Genomic DNA, 17017 nt, shown 5'->3' with positions numbered 1-17017 from the left:
TTTTAATCGAGATCAATCACATCCATTTTGAATGTATCATCCATCTCCGCATGACTTCTTCTCTTTTCCGGATGATTACTCAAAAGATCTGCTGTCGCATCAAACAGATCGTCATCATCATAACCTGCTCCGAACAGATCATAATCATCATCTTCTGAATAATAACCTTCAAAGTTGTCAAATGCTTCTTCATCCAGAGGTGTAAATGCTTCAAAATCATTGGTATCCTCCAGATTGATCTTCTTAACAGGTTTACGGATTGCCGGACCTGTCTCGTCTAAGGTACGGACGCCTTGGGATGGTTTCTTTTCTCTTTCAGGTTCTGTGCGTCTTGCTGGCTTTTTCTGCCTTGCTGATTGTTTCTTAGCAGGCTTGTGCTCCATTGCTTTTGCAATATTTTCTGTCACCCATGGATCCTCATCATCGAAATCATCCTCATAATCTTCAAATTCGTCTTCTCCATAGTCAAATCTAGACGTTTTCTTTACAGCTGCTGGTTTTTTAGCTGTCTTTTTATTTTTCTTCTTCTCTTTATTTACTTTTTTCGCAGCTTTTTTCTGAATCTTCTTCTCTGCTTCTTCCTCATCCATATCAATTCCATATTCGTCATACAGATCATCTAATTCAAGATCTCTATAATGAAGTTTTACAGAAGTAATAATTACTACGATCAGCAGTACTACAAAAAGAACAAGTGCAATAATTACTACGATATCCAAAAAACTATCTACAAAATTTAAAATTTTTCCCCAGATTCCTTTTCCGTTATTGACAGTAGAATCTGACGCTGAAGATGTTCCTGATGATGGCGAATATTTCTGGTACGTACCATCTGTTGTATCATAACGGTATGTTGTCTTTTCTCCATCCGAATTCATCGCATAGACAATATAATATTCCGCATTCTTTGTATCCTGCCATGTATCAAACTCTTTTCCGTTTAATGTAAGTGATGTCTTCTGATACTGGCTTGGCAATGAGATATTTCCGTCATCAGCCAAAGGAATAATATATCTGCCCTTTGCAACCTCTATTACTTCAAGAGGAGCGAATTTTCCGGTATCACTGTCATACAGATAAAAATCCGCATCTCCTCCGTTTTCAGGTGTAAGATACATTGCAAGTGCACCACTTGATTCCTGCTTAATAATCTGATGATCTGTTCCTTCAAATTTCAACGCATCTCTTACAAAACCATCAGGAATAATCGTATCCGAAAAATCATCCGTTACGATATATTTTGATTTTCCAATCTTAACCTCTGTTCCACCAGCAGCCGAACTGGTATCTTCTTTCTGAATCAGCGATTTATCGCCTTCTGCTATGCTGACAGATGAAGAACCTGACGTAATCTCCAATGCAACTCCATTGCTATCAATTCCATCAACCTTAGCAACTTCTACCGATGTTGTTCCCTCATCCAATGCCTGAAATTTTAAGTTGAATTCCATCGTTGTTCCGGCATTTTCATCATTTCTTGATATTGTAATTGTTCCGTCTCCACCTGTAGCATCATCACCGCTGATGAAGCGCAGCTTTGTTTTATCATAGCTTAATGTTGCCTGAATTGTATTTAACGCTTTCGCAGATGAAACCTTTGCCGTTACATCTACCTCTGCTCCGACACTGGTCTGCGGATCAGAAAATCTGAATTCTGCTGCGGTTGCACTTGCCACACATGTCATTCCAACACACAACATACACATCAAAAGAAATGATACAATTATTTTTTTGACTTTTTTCATGAATAATACCCCTTTTTTTATCTTTATGGTGTTCTACTCTGTGGTACCTTCGCCGCCGGTTGATTCTCCGCCTGTCCCGGTTGAAGTATCTCCCGTTGATGTACCATTTCCTGTCGTTCCTGTACTTCCTGTTGTTCCGCTTCCTGTTCCGGTTGATGTACCACTTCCCGTACTTGTTCCAGTTGTACTTCCCGTTGTCCCTGTACTTCCCGAAGTACCACTGTTACCACTCGTTCCCGATCTGTACGAAGTGCTTCCGGTTGTTCCTGTACTTCCCGAACTATTCTTTGTTGTTCCACTGTTTCCGGAATATGTCTCTTCCGGCTGTTGCATAAACTCCTGCGTTGATTCGTCTGTATCCGCATCTCTGTTTCCGGCTTTTTTCTCTATCTTTGCACTGATATCCGATACTGTGGAAGACACATCATAATTATCACTTTCTCCATAGAAGAAACTATGCAGCTGCTTTACATTACTTTCCATTGTAACCGGAATAACAACGCTTCCTACATTTCCCAATGTATCGGTTGTCTTATCAAATGGGAACCCTGTTGTTTCTCCCAGTTCATAATCAAACGCATCTTTCGCATATTCAAGGATTTCTGTCATTGTGAAGTTTGTCGAAACCTCAGGAAAGACCTTATCAATAATCTTATTCAACTGTGCCGGTGATGCCTTTTGCAGCTTCTCTACAACTTTCTGCAGAACCGCCCGCTGCCTTTCTGCACGTCTGAAATCATCTCCGGCCGTGTATCTGATTCTGGCATATGCAGTTGCCTGCACACCATTCAGAGTCTGTGTTCCCGGTTCTGTAACTCCCGGAGACAGCTTTCCGGTCACCTTCATAATTTCCTGAACATAACCACAGATGTACGGCATTTCATCTTCCTGTACATCGATATCAATTCCGCCCACAGAATCTACAATGTCTATCATCGAGTTGAAATTCACCGTTACATAATGTTCTATATTCATATCCAAATTCTTATTTAACACTGAAAGAGCACCTTCCGGACCGCCATATGAATATGCTGCATTGATTTTATTCAATGTTCCATCTTCCTGCTCTGACAATGTGTCTCTATATATCGATGCAATTTTCACCTTCATTGTCTTCTTATTCAGGCTTGCAATCATTATTGTATCACTTCTGGTTCCTTTATCCAGATCATTGTCTCTTGAATCCACACCAAACAATGCAACGTTCAGATATCCGCTTCCTCTTTTTTTGGCTTCCTTTGAAACGCTTAATTTATCTGTATCTAACTTTACTGTATTGATCTTCGAAAGTTTACTGGCTACAATGACAGCTCCAATCGCTGCTACCGTTACCAATGTTCCTCCAAGAATGGCTCCAATCTTCTTACCCAAAGACCAGGATGCAAATCCCCTTGTTTTCGACCTTCGTCCCCGTCTTTTATATCTTTTTTTATCTTTTGCCATTACTTTTTATATCCTTTCTTCAGCCGTAGCTTATCATATCATATCTATATTACCTTAAAATATGACAAACTTCAATCAAAAATAAAGCTTTTCGTCTACTTTGAAAATGTCAATATTAAATGCGACACTTTTTTAACTTTTTTTCAACTGATTTTCCGGATCTCCTCTTCAAACAGTTCGCCCGCCGAATGATAGCCATGGATCTTCCGCGGATAATTATTCACCCAGCTTTCAATCGCAGATATTTCTTCATCCGTTTTTTCATCGAAGTTTGTTCCTTTCGGAATATGTCTTCTGATCATTTTATTTGTCACTTCGTTGCTTCCTCTTTCATAGCTGCTGTACGGATGACAATAATATGTCTTTGTCCTGCTGCCTGCTCCCAGTGCTGAACGTTCAATTCCTTCACAGTCTGCAAATTCACTTCCGTTATCCATTGTAATCGTTTTAAATACTTGTTTAAACATATCGCCCCACTTTCTTTCGATCACATCCAGCGCGTTGACAACTGCTGCCGCCGTATGCTCTGGCAACTTCATCACAATTTCATCGCGTGTTTTTCTTTCAGTCAACACAAGAAGACTGTTCTTTGATTTCCCGCGCTTTCCTTTTACCGTGTCCATCTCCCAGTGTCCAAACTCTTCGCGCGTTTCAATTTCTTCCGGTCTTTTTTCTATGCTTTCACCCGCTGACGCTCTCGCCTGTGTTTTCTTGACCTTTTTGTATGTACGTTTCTTATTCTTTTTAACCGGAAGATTTTTATTTGTCAGGTGCAGAAAGATCCCTTTGTCAATATAACTGTACAACGTTGTTGTGCAGATCATCACGCTGAATTCGTTTTCTTTTTGTTGTGCCTTAATTTCCCCCAGTACCGCCGCCGGACTGTAATCTTCTTTCATGATCTTTTCTTCAATATAGTTCGCCAGTCTGATGTCATTCCCAATCTTCAGACTTCCCCCTTTACTCTTCAGATTTTCTTCATATTTATCATGTGCAATATCAGGGCTGTATCTTTCTTCCGTTGTCAGATCTGAATTAAGCGCAGTAAAACGTCCTCTTTTTAATTCTCTATATATTGTGCTTCTATGCACATGCAGCATGTCCGCGATCTCTTTGATTTTTACTCCCGCTTTTATCAATGCTTCAATTCTGATCCGGTCTGCTTTCGTCAAATGTTTGAACGTTCTTTCCATCTCCGCTTTCTCCTTCTATAAAAGAAGCCGCAGGCGATGACCATGATCGTCTGCGGTTCCTTGTAATTTATACAGCCTTATTTATCCCTTAATATTTTTTCGACAATTAGTTTTTCAATATAGTCAGGGCAACTTCTTTCCCCATTTTCCCAGTTTGTCAGCGTTCTATATGGAATTTCTAGCCACTCTGACAATTCTCTTCTGCTCATATTTTTCTGTTTGCGTGCTTCTTCTATTTTCATTCTATTCGCTTCCTTATATTCTGCATTCTTTTTCAATCATTTCATTGATAATGCTTTCGTCATACCCTTTTCCGTAATATTTGAAGATAACGCTTCCATCGTCAAATACTATCCAGTCACAATTAGTATCATTTAAAATTCCATCAAGTGCAACATCAGTCGGCAGTTCATGCCCGAACATTGAAAAATAACCAGCAGCTTCATCTATTGATGCAAAACTAAAAACTTCCCCGCCTTCTTCTTTGCATATCATGATATAATCATGCTTTGTGTATCCTTTTACAGCTTTCATTTTCTTTGCACCCCTTGTCTTTTATTTTTTTCCTGCTATAATCTAATTAAGCACTTGGGGCGGTTAGCAGGAATGTTTAGGTATCCGCCCCCTGTGTGATCCCTTATTCTATTTTATTTTCTTATTTCTTCAAGTATCTTGTCAATATGTTCCACGGTATGTATTTCTCCGTTTGTCCTTGCTACTTCTCTAATTGATACCAACATCGCTATTAAATCGGCTTTGCTCATTTCTTCGTTCTCCATTGTTTTCTCCTTTCCTGCTGTTCCCTTGTTACAATTATATTATATACCCATTGAGCCTACTTGTCAATCTTTTTTTACTCATTGAGCTACTTTTTTACAAAGAAAAAACACTATGATTCCATAGTGTCATCTTCTTCAAGCAGATCATCAACCGTCACATTCAAAACCTTTGCAAATAGCTTCAATTCGTAATCGGTCACAAACCTTGTCCCTATTTCAATTCTGCTTATACTGTCGCGTTCCAGTGTTATCCCTTGCAGCTGAATTTTCGCAGCCAGTTCCATCTGCGTCATTCGCTTTTTCAATCGTTCAATCCGAATCCTGTCACCGCATAGATTCTTTTTGCCTTTATAGGTGTATATCTTCATCCTTCATTCTCAATCCCTTGTGTTAATGTTCAGCATCATTCTTGACATTAGCACTTTTTTCACCTATATTTGTGTTAATGATCAGAATTACAGAAAACTGATCAAATATTATTATATAACGAAGGGGGCTTTTCCTATGTTTGGTAAAAAAGCAGATGACAAAATCGCCAAGAAACAGGCGGAGCAGGAAGCAAAAGACAAGGCGGCTATGGAAAAATTCGGTGTTGATTTCGACAGTTACACTTCGGACGACATCAAAGAAAAGAATGTCGCATCCCTTAAAGAAATCGCATCCAGTCTTGCAGGTTCAAAAATGTATTCTTTTGGAAGTCTTTTAAGTGGAAATTCAAATGAAACTTTCGCACTGGAAATGTCACGCGCACAGGTTGAACAGAATTTCATTCTTATGCGTCAGAATGAAGAAATCATCCGCCTGTTGAAGCAGATTGCAGAAAAATAATTTTCTTCTTTTTTGTACATATTGTCATCGCATAGATCCCGATCAGCGTCATGTATTCGATCTGTTTTCGTGATATTGCACAAAAGGCAGCGACTGTTCTTTGATCGCTGCCTTTTTCATTATTCCATTTTCTTACCTTTTAGGTACTCACAAAACAGCTTGTCTTCCTCTTCGTCCGCTTTCTTTGCTGCCGCTGTTATTGATAGCATGAAAATAGTTGTCACAGATCCAAACGCCGCAGACACGATCGCTGTGACGATGTATGATGCCGGAATCATCGTTATTCCTCCGGAATAAATTCTGTGTGTTCTGGATCTCCTGAAATCCAGTACCCGTCTGTCGTCTTGTAAAGTACCCCGTCACCGATCTTTGCTTTCTTCTCGACTTTCTTTTCATCAAACATCGTCACGCCACAAATTGCATCGTCTTCAAACGAAGGTCTTCTGCGAAGGCGAAGTCTTCCATCAAACACCCTGCGGATCGTTCCATGTACTTCTTCTTCGCTTCTGGCTGCTGCCGCCGCTGCTTCGACGTCTTCTGCTGTGATTTCATCCATTATTTCTTTCACTTCTTCAGCCGGAACTTCACCAACTTTTTTCCCGTTTTCATCATATGCATTCACAGATCCGTCCGGTTTTTCTTCCAGTGCTGCATCATCGGGAACGTCATCTGTCACCTCAACTTTCAGCGGATAAAGTTTTACACCTTCTTCATCCCATACTGACAAGCCATCCTTTTCTGCTGCCTTTTTTGCGTTCTGAATTGTTTTGTATTCCTTATTCGCTTTTTCATCGAAAGTGTTTCCAACATAAAACATCTGTTTCCCTCCTTCCTATTTTGCTTTCAGGTAACTGATTGAACTGAATCCGATATACTCCACTCCATCAAGTGTTACAGTAATATATAACCATTTCGTTCCATTCGATGTATTATAATAGCCGTAATTATGCACTGTGGTTCCTTTCGGGATGCAGCACAAAGCCTTTTTATTCTTTCCAGCGTCGTTTCTACAATACAGATCAGCTGTTGTGACGTAAGATCCCGCCAGCTTCTTGTCATACTCTCTTGCATAGCATGTTGACTTGACTGTTTTGCTGATGGTCTGATCTGCTGGCTGTGGTTTCGTAGTTGTTGCCGCTGATCCATTCAGAATTCTGTTTACCTCTTTCTGAATAGTATCCGGATCATAACCACTTGCAGAAAGTGCTTTTCTTCTTGCTTCTCCATTCCCCCACTGTCCCGCAATTACTTCATGCGCTACGGTTGACACGCTCTTTCCCGGTGTATTTACTGGCTTGCTTTCCGCCTGATCACTGTCATATTTTGGCGTGATAAATCCTCGAATATATCTTCCATTCAGCGATACCGTTCTTTTCTTTACGCTGTCGCTGTAATTGCCTTCGGTAACGACAAAATATCCTGCTACCTGATTAACGTATGTAACCGTTCCAACATGATCCGGTGTTCCGGTATTGTCGCCCACACCGTTATCCTGCCAATCATACAGCACCGCTTCGCCCAGCTTCGGAACGTGTGCATCATTTTCTTCCCATACGCCCATCTGCTTCGCTCTTTCAATCAGATAATAGCAGCTGATTTCAATCGGCATAATTGCCGTATATTTCAACGCAACGGCAAGTGCTGACCAAGTGCAAGCGCACCACGCCCATCCATACGCCATTTTTGTCCCACGCGGGAAGGCACCTGTGAAGCTATTATAAATATCAATAATTGATTTATATGATCCATCCGCTTCATTTTTTCCGATCCAGCTTTCTACCAGATCCACAACAGCCTGTCTTGAATACATTTTTGCACCTTCTTCCCCTGATTTATCCACATTGTCCACAACGTACTGTTTAATCCACCGCACGCAGCACTGATGTCTGCTTTCAAACTTTTTATCCCCCACCTGATTATCATTGCTTGTATCCTTCTGATCCAAGATCAGCGATGCATACACGGTATCAGGTGTATATGGTTTTTTCGCTCTCGCAAAAATTCGTTTTACTGGCTTTGAACCACCAAGATGTTCTATTTCGCACCACATCACCTGTGCTTGTATATTATCAACACCGTATGCTTCAGCTTCAGCGATGTATTTTTCCATCAGTTCCTTGAATAAATCATCCTGACACTTCTTTCCTGCATCCGTTGTGATAATCGCAATCAATGCAGCCTTTTCTTTTGCTGTCGGATTCCATCTTGTAGCTTCCCAGTCTACTGACAGTTTCTTTTCGATTCCTGCTGTGTCAGCAGTCCTGAAGGCTTTCGGATCTGCCTTCAGGATCATCTGACACAATCTTCTGCCTTCATTCCCATAATTTTGCGCCCAGCCTAATGTACACGTTTTTTCATTGTCTGCATTTGCTGCTTTTCCGGCATACGCACCATATTTTCTTTTTCCGTATGTCTGCCCGCCAGATTCCACGCCGCCGATAATGTTGGTCAAAATTGTCAGATATTCTTTTTTCATTACTGTTCACCATCCTTTGACACAGATGCTTTTCGTGTCAAAACTTCGATTGCATTCTGGATCACTGTCGGAAGTGGAATTCCCATCAGTCCGGCATTTTCCGTGATGCTGATCAATTCATTTGCCATGAATCCAATGATCACTGCATTGCGAATATAATTTACACCCAGCGCAAGATCCAGACGGTATGCGATCAACACAAACAGCAATGTCACACCTTTTCTGCACAGCCCCTTCCATCCGGCTCTGCTTTCCAACGCTCCATTTTCTGTTTTTCTGCTGTTGTGAAAAATTCCCGCAACAATCAGCCCCGATAAATAATCAATCACCATAAAGATCACCAACGTCACAAGTGCCTGATCCCATCCACCGAAAGCAGCTGCAATCGCGCTTCCCACTACTCCAACAGCAGTGCAGATTCCTTCTTTCATGTCATATCCTCCTTAGTTTCATTTCGATCCTGTCAAGATCATCTTCCGCCTGTTTTCTTTCTTCCGAAAGATCGGCAGGGAAGACCGCGCCCGCGATCCTCTCCTGCTCGATCAGGACAGCCTGTTTTCTGACGATGTCTGCCAGCTTTTCCGTTACGCCGCACATCATGTCGACGACTTCCAGCAGGCTTCCGGTTCCGCCTTCATACGGTTCCTTCACTTCGCCCATGTCTGCCCCTCCTTCCCGAATAAAATTTTGTATATTGAATGCCTAACAAAATTAAGCATATACAAGCTCCGACATTTCCAGCAGACAGGATTCCAGCATTTCATTCTTTTCCTGAAGTTTCTGAATTTCAACGGTCATTTCTGCCCGCGTCATTCCCCCACTTTCCGGATCCGGTTCATCATCTTTCATGTCTTCGTCTTTTCCAGCCTGATCAGTCTTCCCGTACTCCCAGTATTTTTCAAAGTCATCTTCGATCTGTTTTGTCGTGATCGTGCTGTCCGCCGGAAGTTCAAACACTACTTCATCAAAACGGTACATCTTCCGATCCTTTGCGTCTTCCTGACGGTATTCCTTGATATTGTCCGCCATCCTGACGGTCATTGCGCCACCCGGAAGATTTTCCATCATTACCTTTTCCGGCTTCTGATCTGCATCTACGTTCAAGTAAATCATGCAATTCCTCCATTCTTTTCTGATATTCCAGTTGTCCATAGAATCCATTTACGCAATGCGCCACCTGAAGCAGTTCTTCCGTGTGGTATCTTTCTTGTAAATGGAATGAATCAGATTGTTCAATATAGCTGTTATACGATATTATCTTCTGCGCCCGTTCACGGCGCAGTGTTCCATCACGCTTCAGTTCTCTATATCCACGGATCAGCTGTCGTCTTGCCCTTTTGAATACGCGCCGCCGGATCGTGATGTGTGTTCTGCTGATTCTGTATCCTGCCATGTCCAGCATCGGTACGCCCCTTTGCCCCGGACGCGGCAGGTTCCGCCTTCGCTTTTCTTCTTCAATCGGCAACAGCTTGATAATTCCTGTCGTTTCTTTTATTTGCAAGTGCCGATTCTTTGTCATCCACTTGTCCAATGCTTTTACTGCCCGCTGTTCTCCTTTTATGGATCCGGATCCTATCGAAAAATCATCCATAAATGTTCCGCAGCGTATAACATACGGTATCTTTTTTCCTCTTCGCGTCGATCCCAGTGTATACAGATAGCGGATCGCATACGACATCGCAAAATTAAAGAGCCATGCATCAAGATACCCGCCGATGATCAGATGTCCGCCCGGTGCGACGCTCTTTAAATATTTCAGCAGCCCGATCGCATATCTTGCTTTCGGAATTTCCATCATCACCAGTTCTATACATACATCGTATTGAAGTGAAGCATATGCATGTACAACATCTGTTTTTCTCACATATTCAATTCCCAGCGATTCCTTCAGGAAATAACGCAACATCTGATCTTTCAGCATTGTCTGCCCGTGTCCCGGAATGCTTGCATGTTGCGTTGGAAGCAATCGCGCCTGAATCAATGGTTCTATCATCAGTTTCGTAATATGACCGATCAGCTGATGCATAATACACAGCAGTGCAATGTCCCTGATCTTTCCCGTCATTCCATCCGGACGCTGCCGGATCGTCACTGGTTCCATATCGTCCGGTTCTATTCCGTGATCGACCAGATCTTCCACAATCCCAAGCATTGCCAAGCCAATCGCTTCAACAGCTTCATTTTTGTACTTCCACGATCCGGATAAATCATCTATTTTTATATCGTCGCGTGGAATTCCTGCATACTTTTCAATAAACGTCAGTACATCGTTTCTTCTCCATTTTCCTTTGAAACATTCGACAACTGCCTGTTCGCACAGCTGTCTGCTTAACTTTTTATATCTCTTTTTATGTGCCATCTTATTTTTACTTTATGTGTGAAGCGGCTTTCGGTTGCGACAGATCCTTGAATCAGGATCCGTCTTGTTACTACTTGCCGCACGCATAACCCGCGGTTATACATGCCAGTTTCCCGGCTTCCGGTTTTACTGATTTTCGCTTATGCGCGGATATACAGACGCATTTCAGCAAGTTTTCACCTGCCTTCATAAATACATAAATTCGCGGACGACTGTTCCAGTTCGAGTTACCCGGCGCATTGTTGCCATTCTCCGCAGCCAGACCAGCATTCCCGCCATTGTTCAAGTTCGCAAAACGCCACGGGCAGCGAACCCCGGCGGAGTTGGTACCGTAGAAAGCCGATCCCGCGCCTGCATACCCTTTTTATTTTCTTTTCCTGTTAGGTGTGTATGAGTGGTCTTGCCCCTCTGGTCTGCTTACGCAGACCATTCACCCCGCTTTTTACCCGCGCCACAAAGCCGCGGACGACCGTACCAGTTCGAGCTACCCGGCGCATGGTTGCCAGTCTCCGCAGCCAGACCAGCAGCCCCGCCATCGTACAAGTACGCAAAACGCCACGGGCAGCGAACCCCGGCGGAGTTGGAACCGTAGAAAGCCGATTTAAAATAAGTCGTTGAAGATCCGCCGATCAGCTTCGGAAACAGCACACCCAACTTTGACTTGATAAATGCTTTCACATAGTTCCATCCGGACGGCATACCGGAATATACAATACCTGTATCTTCATAGTCCGCTGTGATTGATCCCGACAGTTTCTGACTGTCGCGGCACTGATACACAGTACAATCAAATCCTCCTGCTTCATTTGCAGTCGTGTCATACAGTGGATCCAGCCCGATCGTATATGATCCATCCAAAACTTCTACACCAGCAACACGAAGCGGTGTCTTTCCTGCTGTCAGGCTGAATGTGCATCCGTCTTTATGTCCCGGCAATGCTTCTGTTGCGCCCGAATGCCACGGCATAGTTGAAATACACGTTGTTGCTGTCGTTGTGATCGTTCCGCTGATGTCAAGATTGATCGCTGTGTATTCTGTTCCATTTACTGTTACTTTTTCGATTGAAGATACTTTCACCAGATCCGCAAGGTTACGCATCCATGCATTCCATCTGTCTTTATTCGACTGTGCGCCCATATCGCCAACCGATACCGTGGATCCGACAATGAATCCTGCTGCCTGACTTGCAGACAGAAGAACCCTTTTCACATTTTCTTCCGGCAACGCTACCATGTACTGATAGTTGTAACTTGTGCATCCTTCAGCGATGTTTGAGTTTTCCAGATCAAAATGTCTTAACTGCCACATACGAAGAATCCATCTTGTATCGCAGTCATTCCACAGTCCTTCATAAATTGTTTTCTGTCGTGCCTTCTGGATCCCCGCCGTTGCTGATGCGAAGTTATATGCCTTGATCCCTGCGCCGGATGTCAATGCGCCTTTGCTGTCCAGACCACCGGGGAATGTTGCGTGCCATGTGATCGGTCGCTTTTTATTTTTCGGATCCACATCCCCCGCATCTGGATAATAGCCGGATCCCCTTGTTGTTCTGAATGAAATATAATCATATGCACCGTCATTCCATTCTTTAATCCATAATGCAAGCGCAAATGTATATACTGGCGCATCTTCGCCAGTGATGTCAAAACCATCTTCACCTTCAAAATATGTGATATTCATGGTTCCGTCTTCCAGTGACAGCGCGTTTGCTCTGATATACCATGTCATCGGATCTTCATCCGCCCAGTCTTCGATCGCTTCAGTATTTTCTGTACACAGCTGTGCTGCCGCTTTATCTGCCAGATCATCCATCGGTGTCATTTTTGTTATTCCTGATACTGACGGATCATAGCTTCGCAGTGTGTACGTCTTTCCATTCCATGCCTGTGCTGCTGCTGTTGCAAACCTTGAAAGCAATTTATATTTGTCTGTTTCGCCCGCCGCCAGCGCACGCGGATACCATGACCAGAAAACCCGTGTTGTATTTGTTCCGTCAAGTAATTGTCTGCACGCAGCGTCAAGTGCTTCCGCCGAATTCTGTCCGCCGTTCAGTGCGATTGCTTCCAGTGCCGCCGCCATTCTCTCATGCTGTGCATAAGACGGAAATGATAAATCAATTCCTTCCATTCTTCTTTTCCTCCTGTTTACTCATTGATCAGTGTTAATACCAGATGTGGGATTCCCCGTTCTGTATAAATTGCGTATGCATATTTAATATTTGCATCTTTATCCAGCATATATGACGCTTCATTGATCTGCCCCGCTATTTTTACAGCTTCATTCGCCTTGTCCAGAACTTCTTGCGCCTGCTTCTGTCTTTCCTGTTCTGCTGTGACGCGATCGCTTTCCGCTGACACTCTGCCTTTTTCCGCGTTCACACGACCTGTTTCTGCCTGCACTCTGGCTTCCTCTGCCTTTACGCGACCTGTTTCTGCCTGCACTCTGTCTTCTTCTGCGTCCACGCGACCTGCTTCTGCCTTCGCTCTGGCTTCTTCTGCGTTCACACGTTTCGTTTCCTGATCAGCATACTGTTTCATTGTCTTATCGAAGATAGAAAGTTCATCGCCCGAAACGATCGCATCTTCATCTTTTACCTTTGCTTCAATCTCTATTTCAAAAGTGACCGATGTTACCACCTGCATCAGATCTGAAGATTTCACTTCTACTTCACACAATGCCGTTCCCGCTGCTGCCAGTGCCTGACTGTCCAATTCCACCATCACAACATTGTCCGTGAATTCACACGGTGTATATACCCTGTGTCTATCTGGTTTTCTGATGAAAGCTGTGACGCTGGATCCCGCCGGGATCGTGTATGGTTCCCCATGATCCAGTAGTACGGTTTCGACATATCTTGTTGCCCGATCTCCCTGTTTTGCAGACACCATATACTGTTTTGTCCCGCCCGACATTTCAATTTCAATTCGCTGAATTACTTTTTCAAGTGTCACTGTCTTCCCTCCTTTCTATAATCCGAGTTTTTTCAGGATCTGCTGCATTGTCACTTCGGATCCATCTGATTTTATGAATTTCACCCTATGCCTGAATATCGCATCAAACGTAAAATCCACTGCGTTTTCCACGGTTGCCTTCGATCCAAAAGCCACGCCGCGCCCACCATGCAAAAAATGCATTGCATATACCGCTGTTGATACGAAGTCAATGACGGTCACTGTATTGAATGTATCTTTCAGCACATAACGAACATCATATGAAAATTCTGTATTCAGATCCCCGCCGCAAACAGTTGTTGCTTCCCCGATCGGAAGTTCTTTTACTGCTGACGTATATACACCCTGACTTGAAAGTTTATACTGTATCTGAAGTGTTGCTTTATTCTTTCCGTTGCATGTTGAATATGTGCTGTCTGTCGTCGCTAAAAAATATACGCCTTCATTTTCCAGTGTTCCATCCTGTCCACACCTCATAGAATCCACCTGAATCGTCGGCGGGTTATATTCCACGACTGTCACTTTTGCAGTTTTTTCCGCCGTCCGTCCTCTTGTATCACGGATCTTCACCGTCACGTCCATGATCCCGTAGTCTTCCAACGTATATGACTGTGGCAACGCAGAAGGTGTTCCATAATATGTCCTGTCATTCAGTTCCATATTGACTGATACAATATCCGCACCGTATGACTTTGTGATATTCGCTGCGGTAATGGCTATATTGCTGTTATGTTCCACGAACATCCCCCACGCCGTAGGGACACGCCCTTTTGTATCTGCGATGGATATGGAATTGATCACCGGGACACAATCATCCGGGACTGTCGCCCTCACCGCAGTATCCATTGATTGATATACCTGTGATCCAAACAGCACTTGAACTGAAAGTGTGCAGGATCCCGCTGTACTGTTTTTTATCTCTTCATTCCAGCTTTTCGGTATGGTGTAGCTTGTATTGATCTTTGTCGCCCCTGACGTTTTTTTGTCCAGCGTATACGACTTTGATCCAATCGCCCACTTGAATCTGTACGTTGCATCAGATGATAGTTTCACAGAAAACAGTGAATCTTCATTTGCATTTTCTATATTGATAGGAACTGCCGTCTTTCCATCAATTTCAAATTCCGAAGCCCCCGGATTAAATCCGTATGGTGTAAATGATCCCAGATCGTAAAATGAAAAGGTCATTTCTGTTCCTTCTTGTGTCGGATTCTGACCGTATACAATTTTGAAGAATGGTTTTCTGATTGTCAGCTTTGTTCCAATGTTCAGTGTTGCTTTTTTTACCCATGTTCCTTGTGCTACGATGGTATTTAATGTAAAGTAGGAATTCACTGTCCATCTGTATTGTTTTCCATCAATGATCATGACTGATGGCATATCTTCTTTTTTTACACCCAGTAGCCAGTCATCTTCGTTTTGCGTGAATGTTACTGATGTGATTGTTGTTACATCTCCGCTGACATTCCCGGTGAAGACAGCCTTTGCATATATACTTGTGACTGGTACTTCTCTTCTTGTCGTACTCATACTTTTACTACCTCGAATATTCCATCATCGTCGATCAGCTGTTTGTATTCCTGTTTCTGTTTTTTCCTTTTGACGCTCTGTGTTGCCGTTTCTTCCACCTGCTCCGCTTCTCTCCATTTCACACCCATTCCGTACTGTGTAGATATGAAATCAAAGTATCCGCCGTCGTCTGCTGCTCCAACTGACCATCTTCGCACCGCTTCGACGTTTTCAATGTGCAGCTTATTGTACTGCACATATGCCACCGGAACGCCTTCCTGTCTGAATTCCAGTCTTTTGTCTGATAGCAATGTTGAAAACGGCAGTACCCCGCCATCTTGCTTTTTTCCGATCTCCATTCCATCATCCGTGTAATGGAAATACGTTTCATTCTCTCTTCTGAATTCTTCCAGTTCGTCGCCCTGCGATGTCACAGTTTCTTCGACCGACTTAATAGACATATCAAATGAATTTGCAGTCTGATTCAGTGCTGTTGAATATTCATTTGTCATTCTTTCAATGGTCTTTTCATTCAGCTGCGAAGCATAGTCTTTCGCTTCCTGTTCTGCTGCATAGGTCAGATCCCTTTGTTCTGTTCTGACCTGTTGAACCGATGTCATGATCCCGCTTTCTGAAGATTTAATTGCAGCCTGTGCCTGTTCGATTGTCCAGTATCCTTCATTCAGCGTTTTCTTTGTCCTTGCCTGTGCCTGATCCACTGCATCGGACTTCATTTTTTCTTCTGTTTCTTCCTGAAGCTGCGCAAAACTCTTTGTCACATTAGAAAGTTCACAGGTGTTTTTATCCGGATGCTGCGGATATTCCGTCATCTTCACGATCCGCTGTTTTTCTTTTGTAGCTTCCGTTTTTGAAATTAGATGCACTGTATCACCGATGTCATATTCCAAAATGCTGTATTCCTTTTTCTGCGATGCCAGATCCGCAACGTCAGCAGTATATGCTGTATACGGCTTCGATGCTGTGTCCAGCTTCGCAGTCGCGTCTTCGATCAGATTTTCAGTGATAGTGTATCGTTCATCTTTCCAATAGCGCGGAATCACTTTATCTGAATACTGATGATTGTCAATATACGGAACCCCCAGCATAATTTCCGGTGTGATCCCATCTTTTCCCACTGGATAAATTCTTGTGTAGAAATCATATGTATCTGATTTCAGTGTCAACTTCCGCAGGTTTAATCCTTCTATGAAATACGCTCCGCGATCCATTCCGATCGCTTCATATAGGTCTATTTTCTTCTGGATACTGTCGATCTTGCATTCGCATCTGTATGTGTCCATAACCTCCTGAAGTACATCCCAAGCATTGCACGTTTCATCAATGCTGACTGTTCTTCGCTTTGTTACTGTGCAATTTCCAACTGTCCAACCCGTTCCATCAAAAGCGAATTCCAAGCAGGCACGCGCCGTCTGTGTTACGCTCTCAAATCCATACAGAAATTCCTGTGATTCCAATTCTTCTATATTCAGCTGCGCTACATAACTGTTTTTATTTTCTCCTGTGCTTATTTCCTTCAGAACATATTCATCATCTTTTGTCCTGATATAATATTCAGCCCGCAGATTTTCAATTTCTGATCCTGTTTTCGGATAACTGAATGAAATCTGCTTATCTCCGGATGATAATGTTTTTTCAATTTTCAGATCATCCGGATCATCTATTCCTGCAATTCTCCGGTGCTGATCATCATATATTTGAAGCATATATCATCCC

At 43.0% G+C, this 17017-nt stretch carries 19 protein-coding genes; 1 reads left to right on the top strand and 18 read right to left on the bottom strand.

Features of this window, described 5'->3' with window-relative positions:
- Positions 1-2 precede the first annotated feature (2 nt).
- The 7 genes from NKF87_RS04985 to NKF87_RS04960 all read right to left on the bottom strand — a co-directional run bounded on the left by NKF87_RS04985 (position 3) and on the right by NKF87_RS04960 (position 5528).
- Entirely contained in the window at positions 3-1745 is a 1743-nt protein-coding gene (locus NKF87_RS04985) for a cohesin domain-containing protein (RefSeq protein ID WP_117597208.1), read from the bottom strand.
- 33 nt (positions 1746-1778) lie between these two features.
- Positions 1779-3188 (bottom strand): LCP family protein, encoded by a 1410-nt coding sequence (locus NKF87_RS04980; RefSeq protein ID WP_055281578.1) that lies wholly within the window; start codon positions 3186-3188, stop codon positions 1779-1781.
- A 143-nt stretch (positions 3189-3331) separates the two neighbouring features.
- Positions 3332-4381: an IS30 family transposase gene (locus tag NKF87_RS04975; protein WP_195656075.1), complete on the bottom strand. Its 1050-nt coding sequence runs from the start codon at positions 4379-4381 to the stop codon at positions 3332-3334.
- A gap of 77 nt (positions 4382-4458) precedes the next feature.
- Positions 4459-4623 (bottom strand): helix-turn-helix domain-containing protein, encoded by a 165-nt coding sequence (locus NKF87_RS04970; protein WP_161169758.1) that lies wholly within the window; start codon positions 4621-4623, stop codon positions 4459-4461.
- Positions 4624-4636: 13 nt separating this feature from the next.
- On the bottom strand, positions 4637-4915 hold the full coding sequence (locus tag NKF87_RS04965; RefSeq protein ID WP_195656076.1) for a hypothetical protein: 279 nt from the start codon (positions 4913-4915) through the stop codon (positions 4637-4639).
- Positions 4916-5028: 113 nt separating this feature from the next.
- Positions 5029-5160 carry a hypothetical protein gene (locus NKF87_RS14245; protein ID WP_005422810.1) on the bottom strand — a complete coding sequence of 44 codons (132 nt, stop codon included), beginning with the start codon at positions 5158-5160 and terminating at the stop codon, positions 5029-5031.
- A gap of 110 nt (positions 5161-5270) precedes the next feature.
- Entirely contained in the window at positions 5271-5528 is a 258-nt protein-coding gene (locus NKF87_RS04960; RefSeq protein ID WP_005422811.1) for a helix-turn-helix domain-containing protein, read from the bottom strand.
- 136 nt (positions 5529-5664) lie between these two features.
- Here NKF87_RS04960 and NKF87_RS04955 point away from each other — a divergent pair, with 136 nt between their 5' ends.
- Positions 5665-5988, top strand: coding sequence for a hypothetical protein (locus tag NKF87_RS04955; RefSeq protein WP_055218497.1), 324 nt, complete (start codon positions 5665-5667; stop codon positions 5986-5988).
- Between the two features lie 119 nt (positions 5989-6107).
- Here NKF87_RS04955 and NKF87_RS04950 read toward each other — a convergent pair whose 3' ends face one another.
- The 11 genes from NKF87_RS04950 to NKF87_RS04900 form a co-directional block, all read right to left on the bottom strand.
- A complete protein-coding gene (locus tag NKF87_RS04950; RefSeq protein ID WP_195656078.1) occupies positions 6108-6266 on the bottom strand; it encodes a hypothetical protein in 159 nt (52 codons plus the stop codon).
- Positions 6267-6268: 2 nt separating this feature from the next.
- Positions 6269-6805: a hypothetical protein gene (locus tag NKF87_RS04945; protein ID WP_195656079.1), complete on the bottom strand. Its 537-nt coding sequence runs from the start codon at positions 6803-6805 to the stop codon at positions 6269-6271.
- A 15-nt stretch (positions 6806-6820) separates the two neighbouring features.
- On the bottom strand, positions 6821-8464 hold the full coding sequence (locus NKF87_RS04940) for a hypothetical protein (protein WP_253584104.1): 1644 nt from the start codon (positions 8462-8464) through the stop codon (positions 6821-6823).
- Entirely contained in the window at positions 8464-8895 is a 432-nt protein-coding gene (locus NKF87_RS04935) for a phage holin family protein (RefSeq protein WP_005422817.1), read from the bottom strand. The genes NKF87_RS04940 and NKF87_RS04935 overlap by 1 nt, the downstream gene beginning before the upstream one ends.
- Position 8896: 1 nt before the next feature.
- Positions 8897-9124, bottom strand: a complete 228-nt coding sequence (locus NKF87_RS04930; RefSeq protein ID WP_005422819.1) for a hypothetical protein — start codon at positions 9122-9124, stop codon at positions 8897-8899.
- Positions 9125-9175: 51 nt separating this feature from the next.
- Complete coding sequence (locus tag NKF87_RS04925) at positions 9176-9442, bottom strand: hypothetical protein (RefSeq protein ID WP_005422823.1); 267 nt, start codon at positions 9440-9442, stop codon at positions 9176-9178.
- Entirely contained in the window at positions 9429-10823 is a 1395-nt protein-coding gene (locus NKF87_RS04920) for a hypothetical protein (protein ID WP_253584102.1), read from the bottom strand. Before NKF87_RS04920 ends, NKF87_RS04925 begins: the two co-directional genes overlap by 14 nt.
- Positions 10824-11240: 417 nt before the next feature.
- Positions 11241-12950, bottom strand: a complete 1710-nt coding sequence (locus tag NKF87_RS04915; protein ID WP_253584100.1) for a hypothetical protein — start codon at positions 12948-12950, stop codon at positions 11241-11243.
- Between the two features lie 17 nt (positions 12951-12967).
- A complete protein-coding gene (locus NKF87_RS04910) occupies positions 12968-13774 on the bottom strand; it encodes a BppU family phage baseplate upper protein (RefSeq protein WP_173903040.1) in 807 nt (268 codons plus the stop codon).
- Positions 13775-13789: 15 nt separating this feature from the next.
- The gene (locus NKF87_RS04905; protein WP_253584098.1) at positions 13790-15304 is read right to left on the bottom strand and encodes a DUF859 family phage minor structural protein; all 1515 of its coding nucleotides are present in this window, start codon (positions 15302-15304) and stop codon (positions 13790-13792) included.
- Positions 15301-17007, bottom strand: a complete 1707-nt coding sequence (locus NKF87_RS04900; RefSeq protein WP_173903038.1) for a phage tail protein — start codon at positions 17005-17007, stop codon at positions 15301-15303. Before NKF87_RS04900 ends, NKF87_RS04905 begins: the two co-directional genes overlap by 4 nt.
- Between the last annotated feature and the right edge of the window lie 10 nt (positions 17008-17017).

This window comes from Dorea longicatena (genome assembly GCF_024168045.1).
GTDB lineage: Bacteria > Bacillota > Clostridia > Lachnospirales > Lachnospiraceae > Dorea_A.
Note: the sequence above shows the minus strand (reverse complement) of the source record. Positions and strands in the feature narration are given on the sequence as shown.

What these genes read in the sequence shown, in the direction of transcription:
- NKF87_RS04985 (WP_117597208.1), bottom strand. Translation starts at nt 1,745, where the DNA reads ATGAAAAAAGTCAAAAAAATAATTGTATCATTTCTTTTGATGTGTATG.
- NKF87_RS04980 (WP_055281578.1), bottom strand. Translation starts at nt 3,188, where the DNA reads ATGGCAAAAGATAAAAAAAGATATAAAAGACGGGGACGAAGGTCGAAA.
- NKF87_RS04975 (WP_195656075.1), bottom strand. Translation starts at nt 4,381, where the DNA reads ATGGAAAGAACGTTCAAACATTTGACGAAAGCAGACCGGATCAGAATT.
- NKF87_RS04970 (WP_161169758.1), bottom strand. Translation starts at nt 4,623, where the DNA reads ATGAAAATAGAAGAAGCACGCAAACAGAAAAATATGAGCAGAAGAGAA.
- NKF87_RS04965 (WP_195656076.1), bottom strand. Translation starts at nt 4,915, where the DNA reads ATGAAAGCTGTAAAAGGATACACAAAGCATGATTATATCATGATATGC.
- NKF87_RS14245 (WP_005422810.1), bottom strand. Translation starts at nt 5,160, where the DNA reads ATGGAGAACGAAGAAATGAGCAAAGCCGATTTAATAGCGATGTTGGTA.
- NKF87_RS04960 (WP_005422811.1), bottom strand. Translation starts at nt 5,528, where the DNA reads ATGAAGATATACACCTATAAAGGCAAAAAGAATCTATGCGGTGACAGG.
- NKF87_RS04955 (WP_055218497.1), top strand. Translation starts at nt 5,665, where the DNA reads ATGTTTGGTAAAAAAGCAGATGACAAAATCGCCAAGAAACAGGCGGAG.
- NKF87_RS04950 (WP_195656078.1), bottom strand. Translation starts at nt 6,266, where the DNA reads ATGATTCCGGCATCATACATCGTCACAGCGATCGTGTCTGCGGCGTTT.
- NKF87_RS04945 (WP_195656079.1), bottom strand. Translation starts at nt 6,805, where the DNA reads ATGTTTTATGTTGGAAACACTTTCGATGAAAAAGCGAATAAGGAATAC.
- NKF87_RS04940 (WP_253584104.1), bottom strand. Translation starts at nt 8,464, where the DNA reads ATGAAAAAAGAATATCTGACAATTTTGACCAACATTATCGGCGGCGTG.
- NKF87_RS04935 (WP_005422817.1), bottom strand. Translation starts at nt 8,895, where the DNA reads ATGAAAGAAGGAATCTGCACTGCTGTTGGAGTAGTGGGAAGCGCGATT.
- NKF87_RS04930 (WP_005422819.1), bottom strand. Translation starts at nt 9,124, where the DNA reads ATGGGCGAAGTGAAGGAACCGTATGAAGGCGGAACCGGAAGCCTGCTG.
- NKF87_RS04925 (WP_005422823.1), bottom strand. Translation starts at nt 9,442, where the DNA reads ATGTACCGTTTTGATGAAGTAGTGTTTGAACTTCCGGCGGACAGCACG.
- NKF87_RS04920 (WP_253584102.1), bottom strand. Translation starts at nt 10,823, where the DNA reads ATGGCACATAAAAAGAGATATAAAAAGTTAAGCAGACAGCTGTGCGAA.
- NKF87_RS04915 (WP_253584100.1), bottom strand. Translation starts at nt 12,950, where the DNA reads ATGGAAGGAATTGATTTATCATTTCCGTCTTATGCACAGCATGAGAGA.
- NKF87_RS04905 (WP_253584098.1), bottom strand. Translation starts at nt 15,304, where the DNA reads ATGAGTACGACAAGAAGAGAAGTACCAGTCACAAGTATATATGCAAAG.
- NKF87_RS04900 (WP_173903038.1), bottom strand. Translation starts at nt 17,007, where the DNA reads ATGCTTCAAATATATGATGATCAGCACCGGAGAATTGCAGGAATAGAT.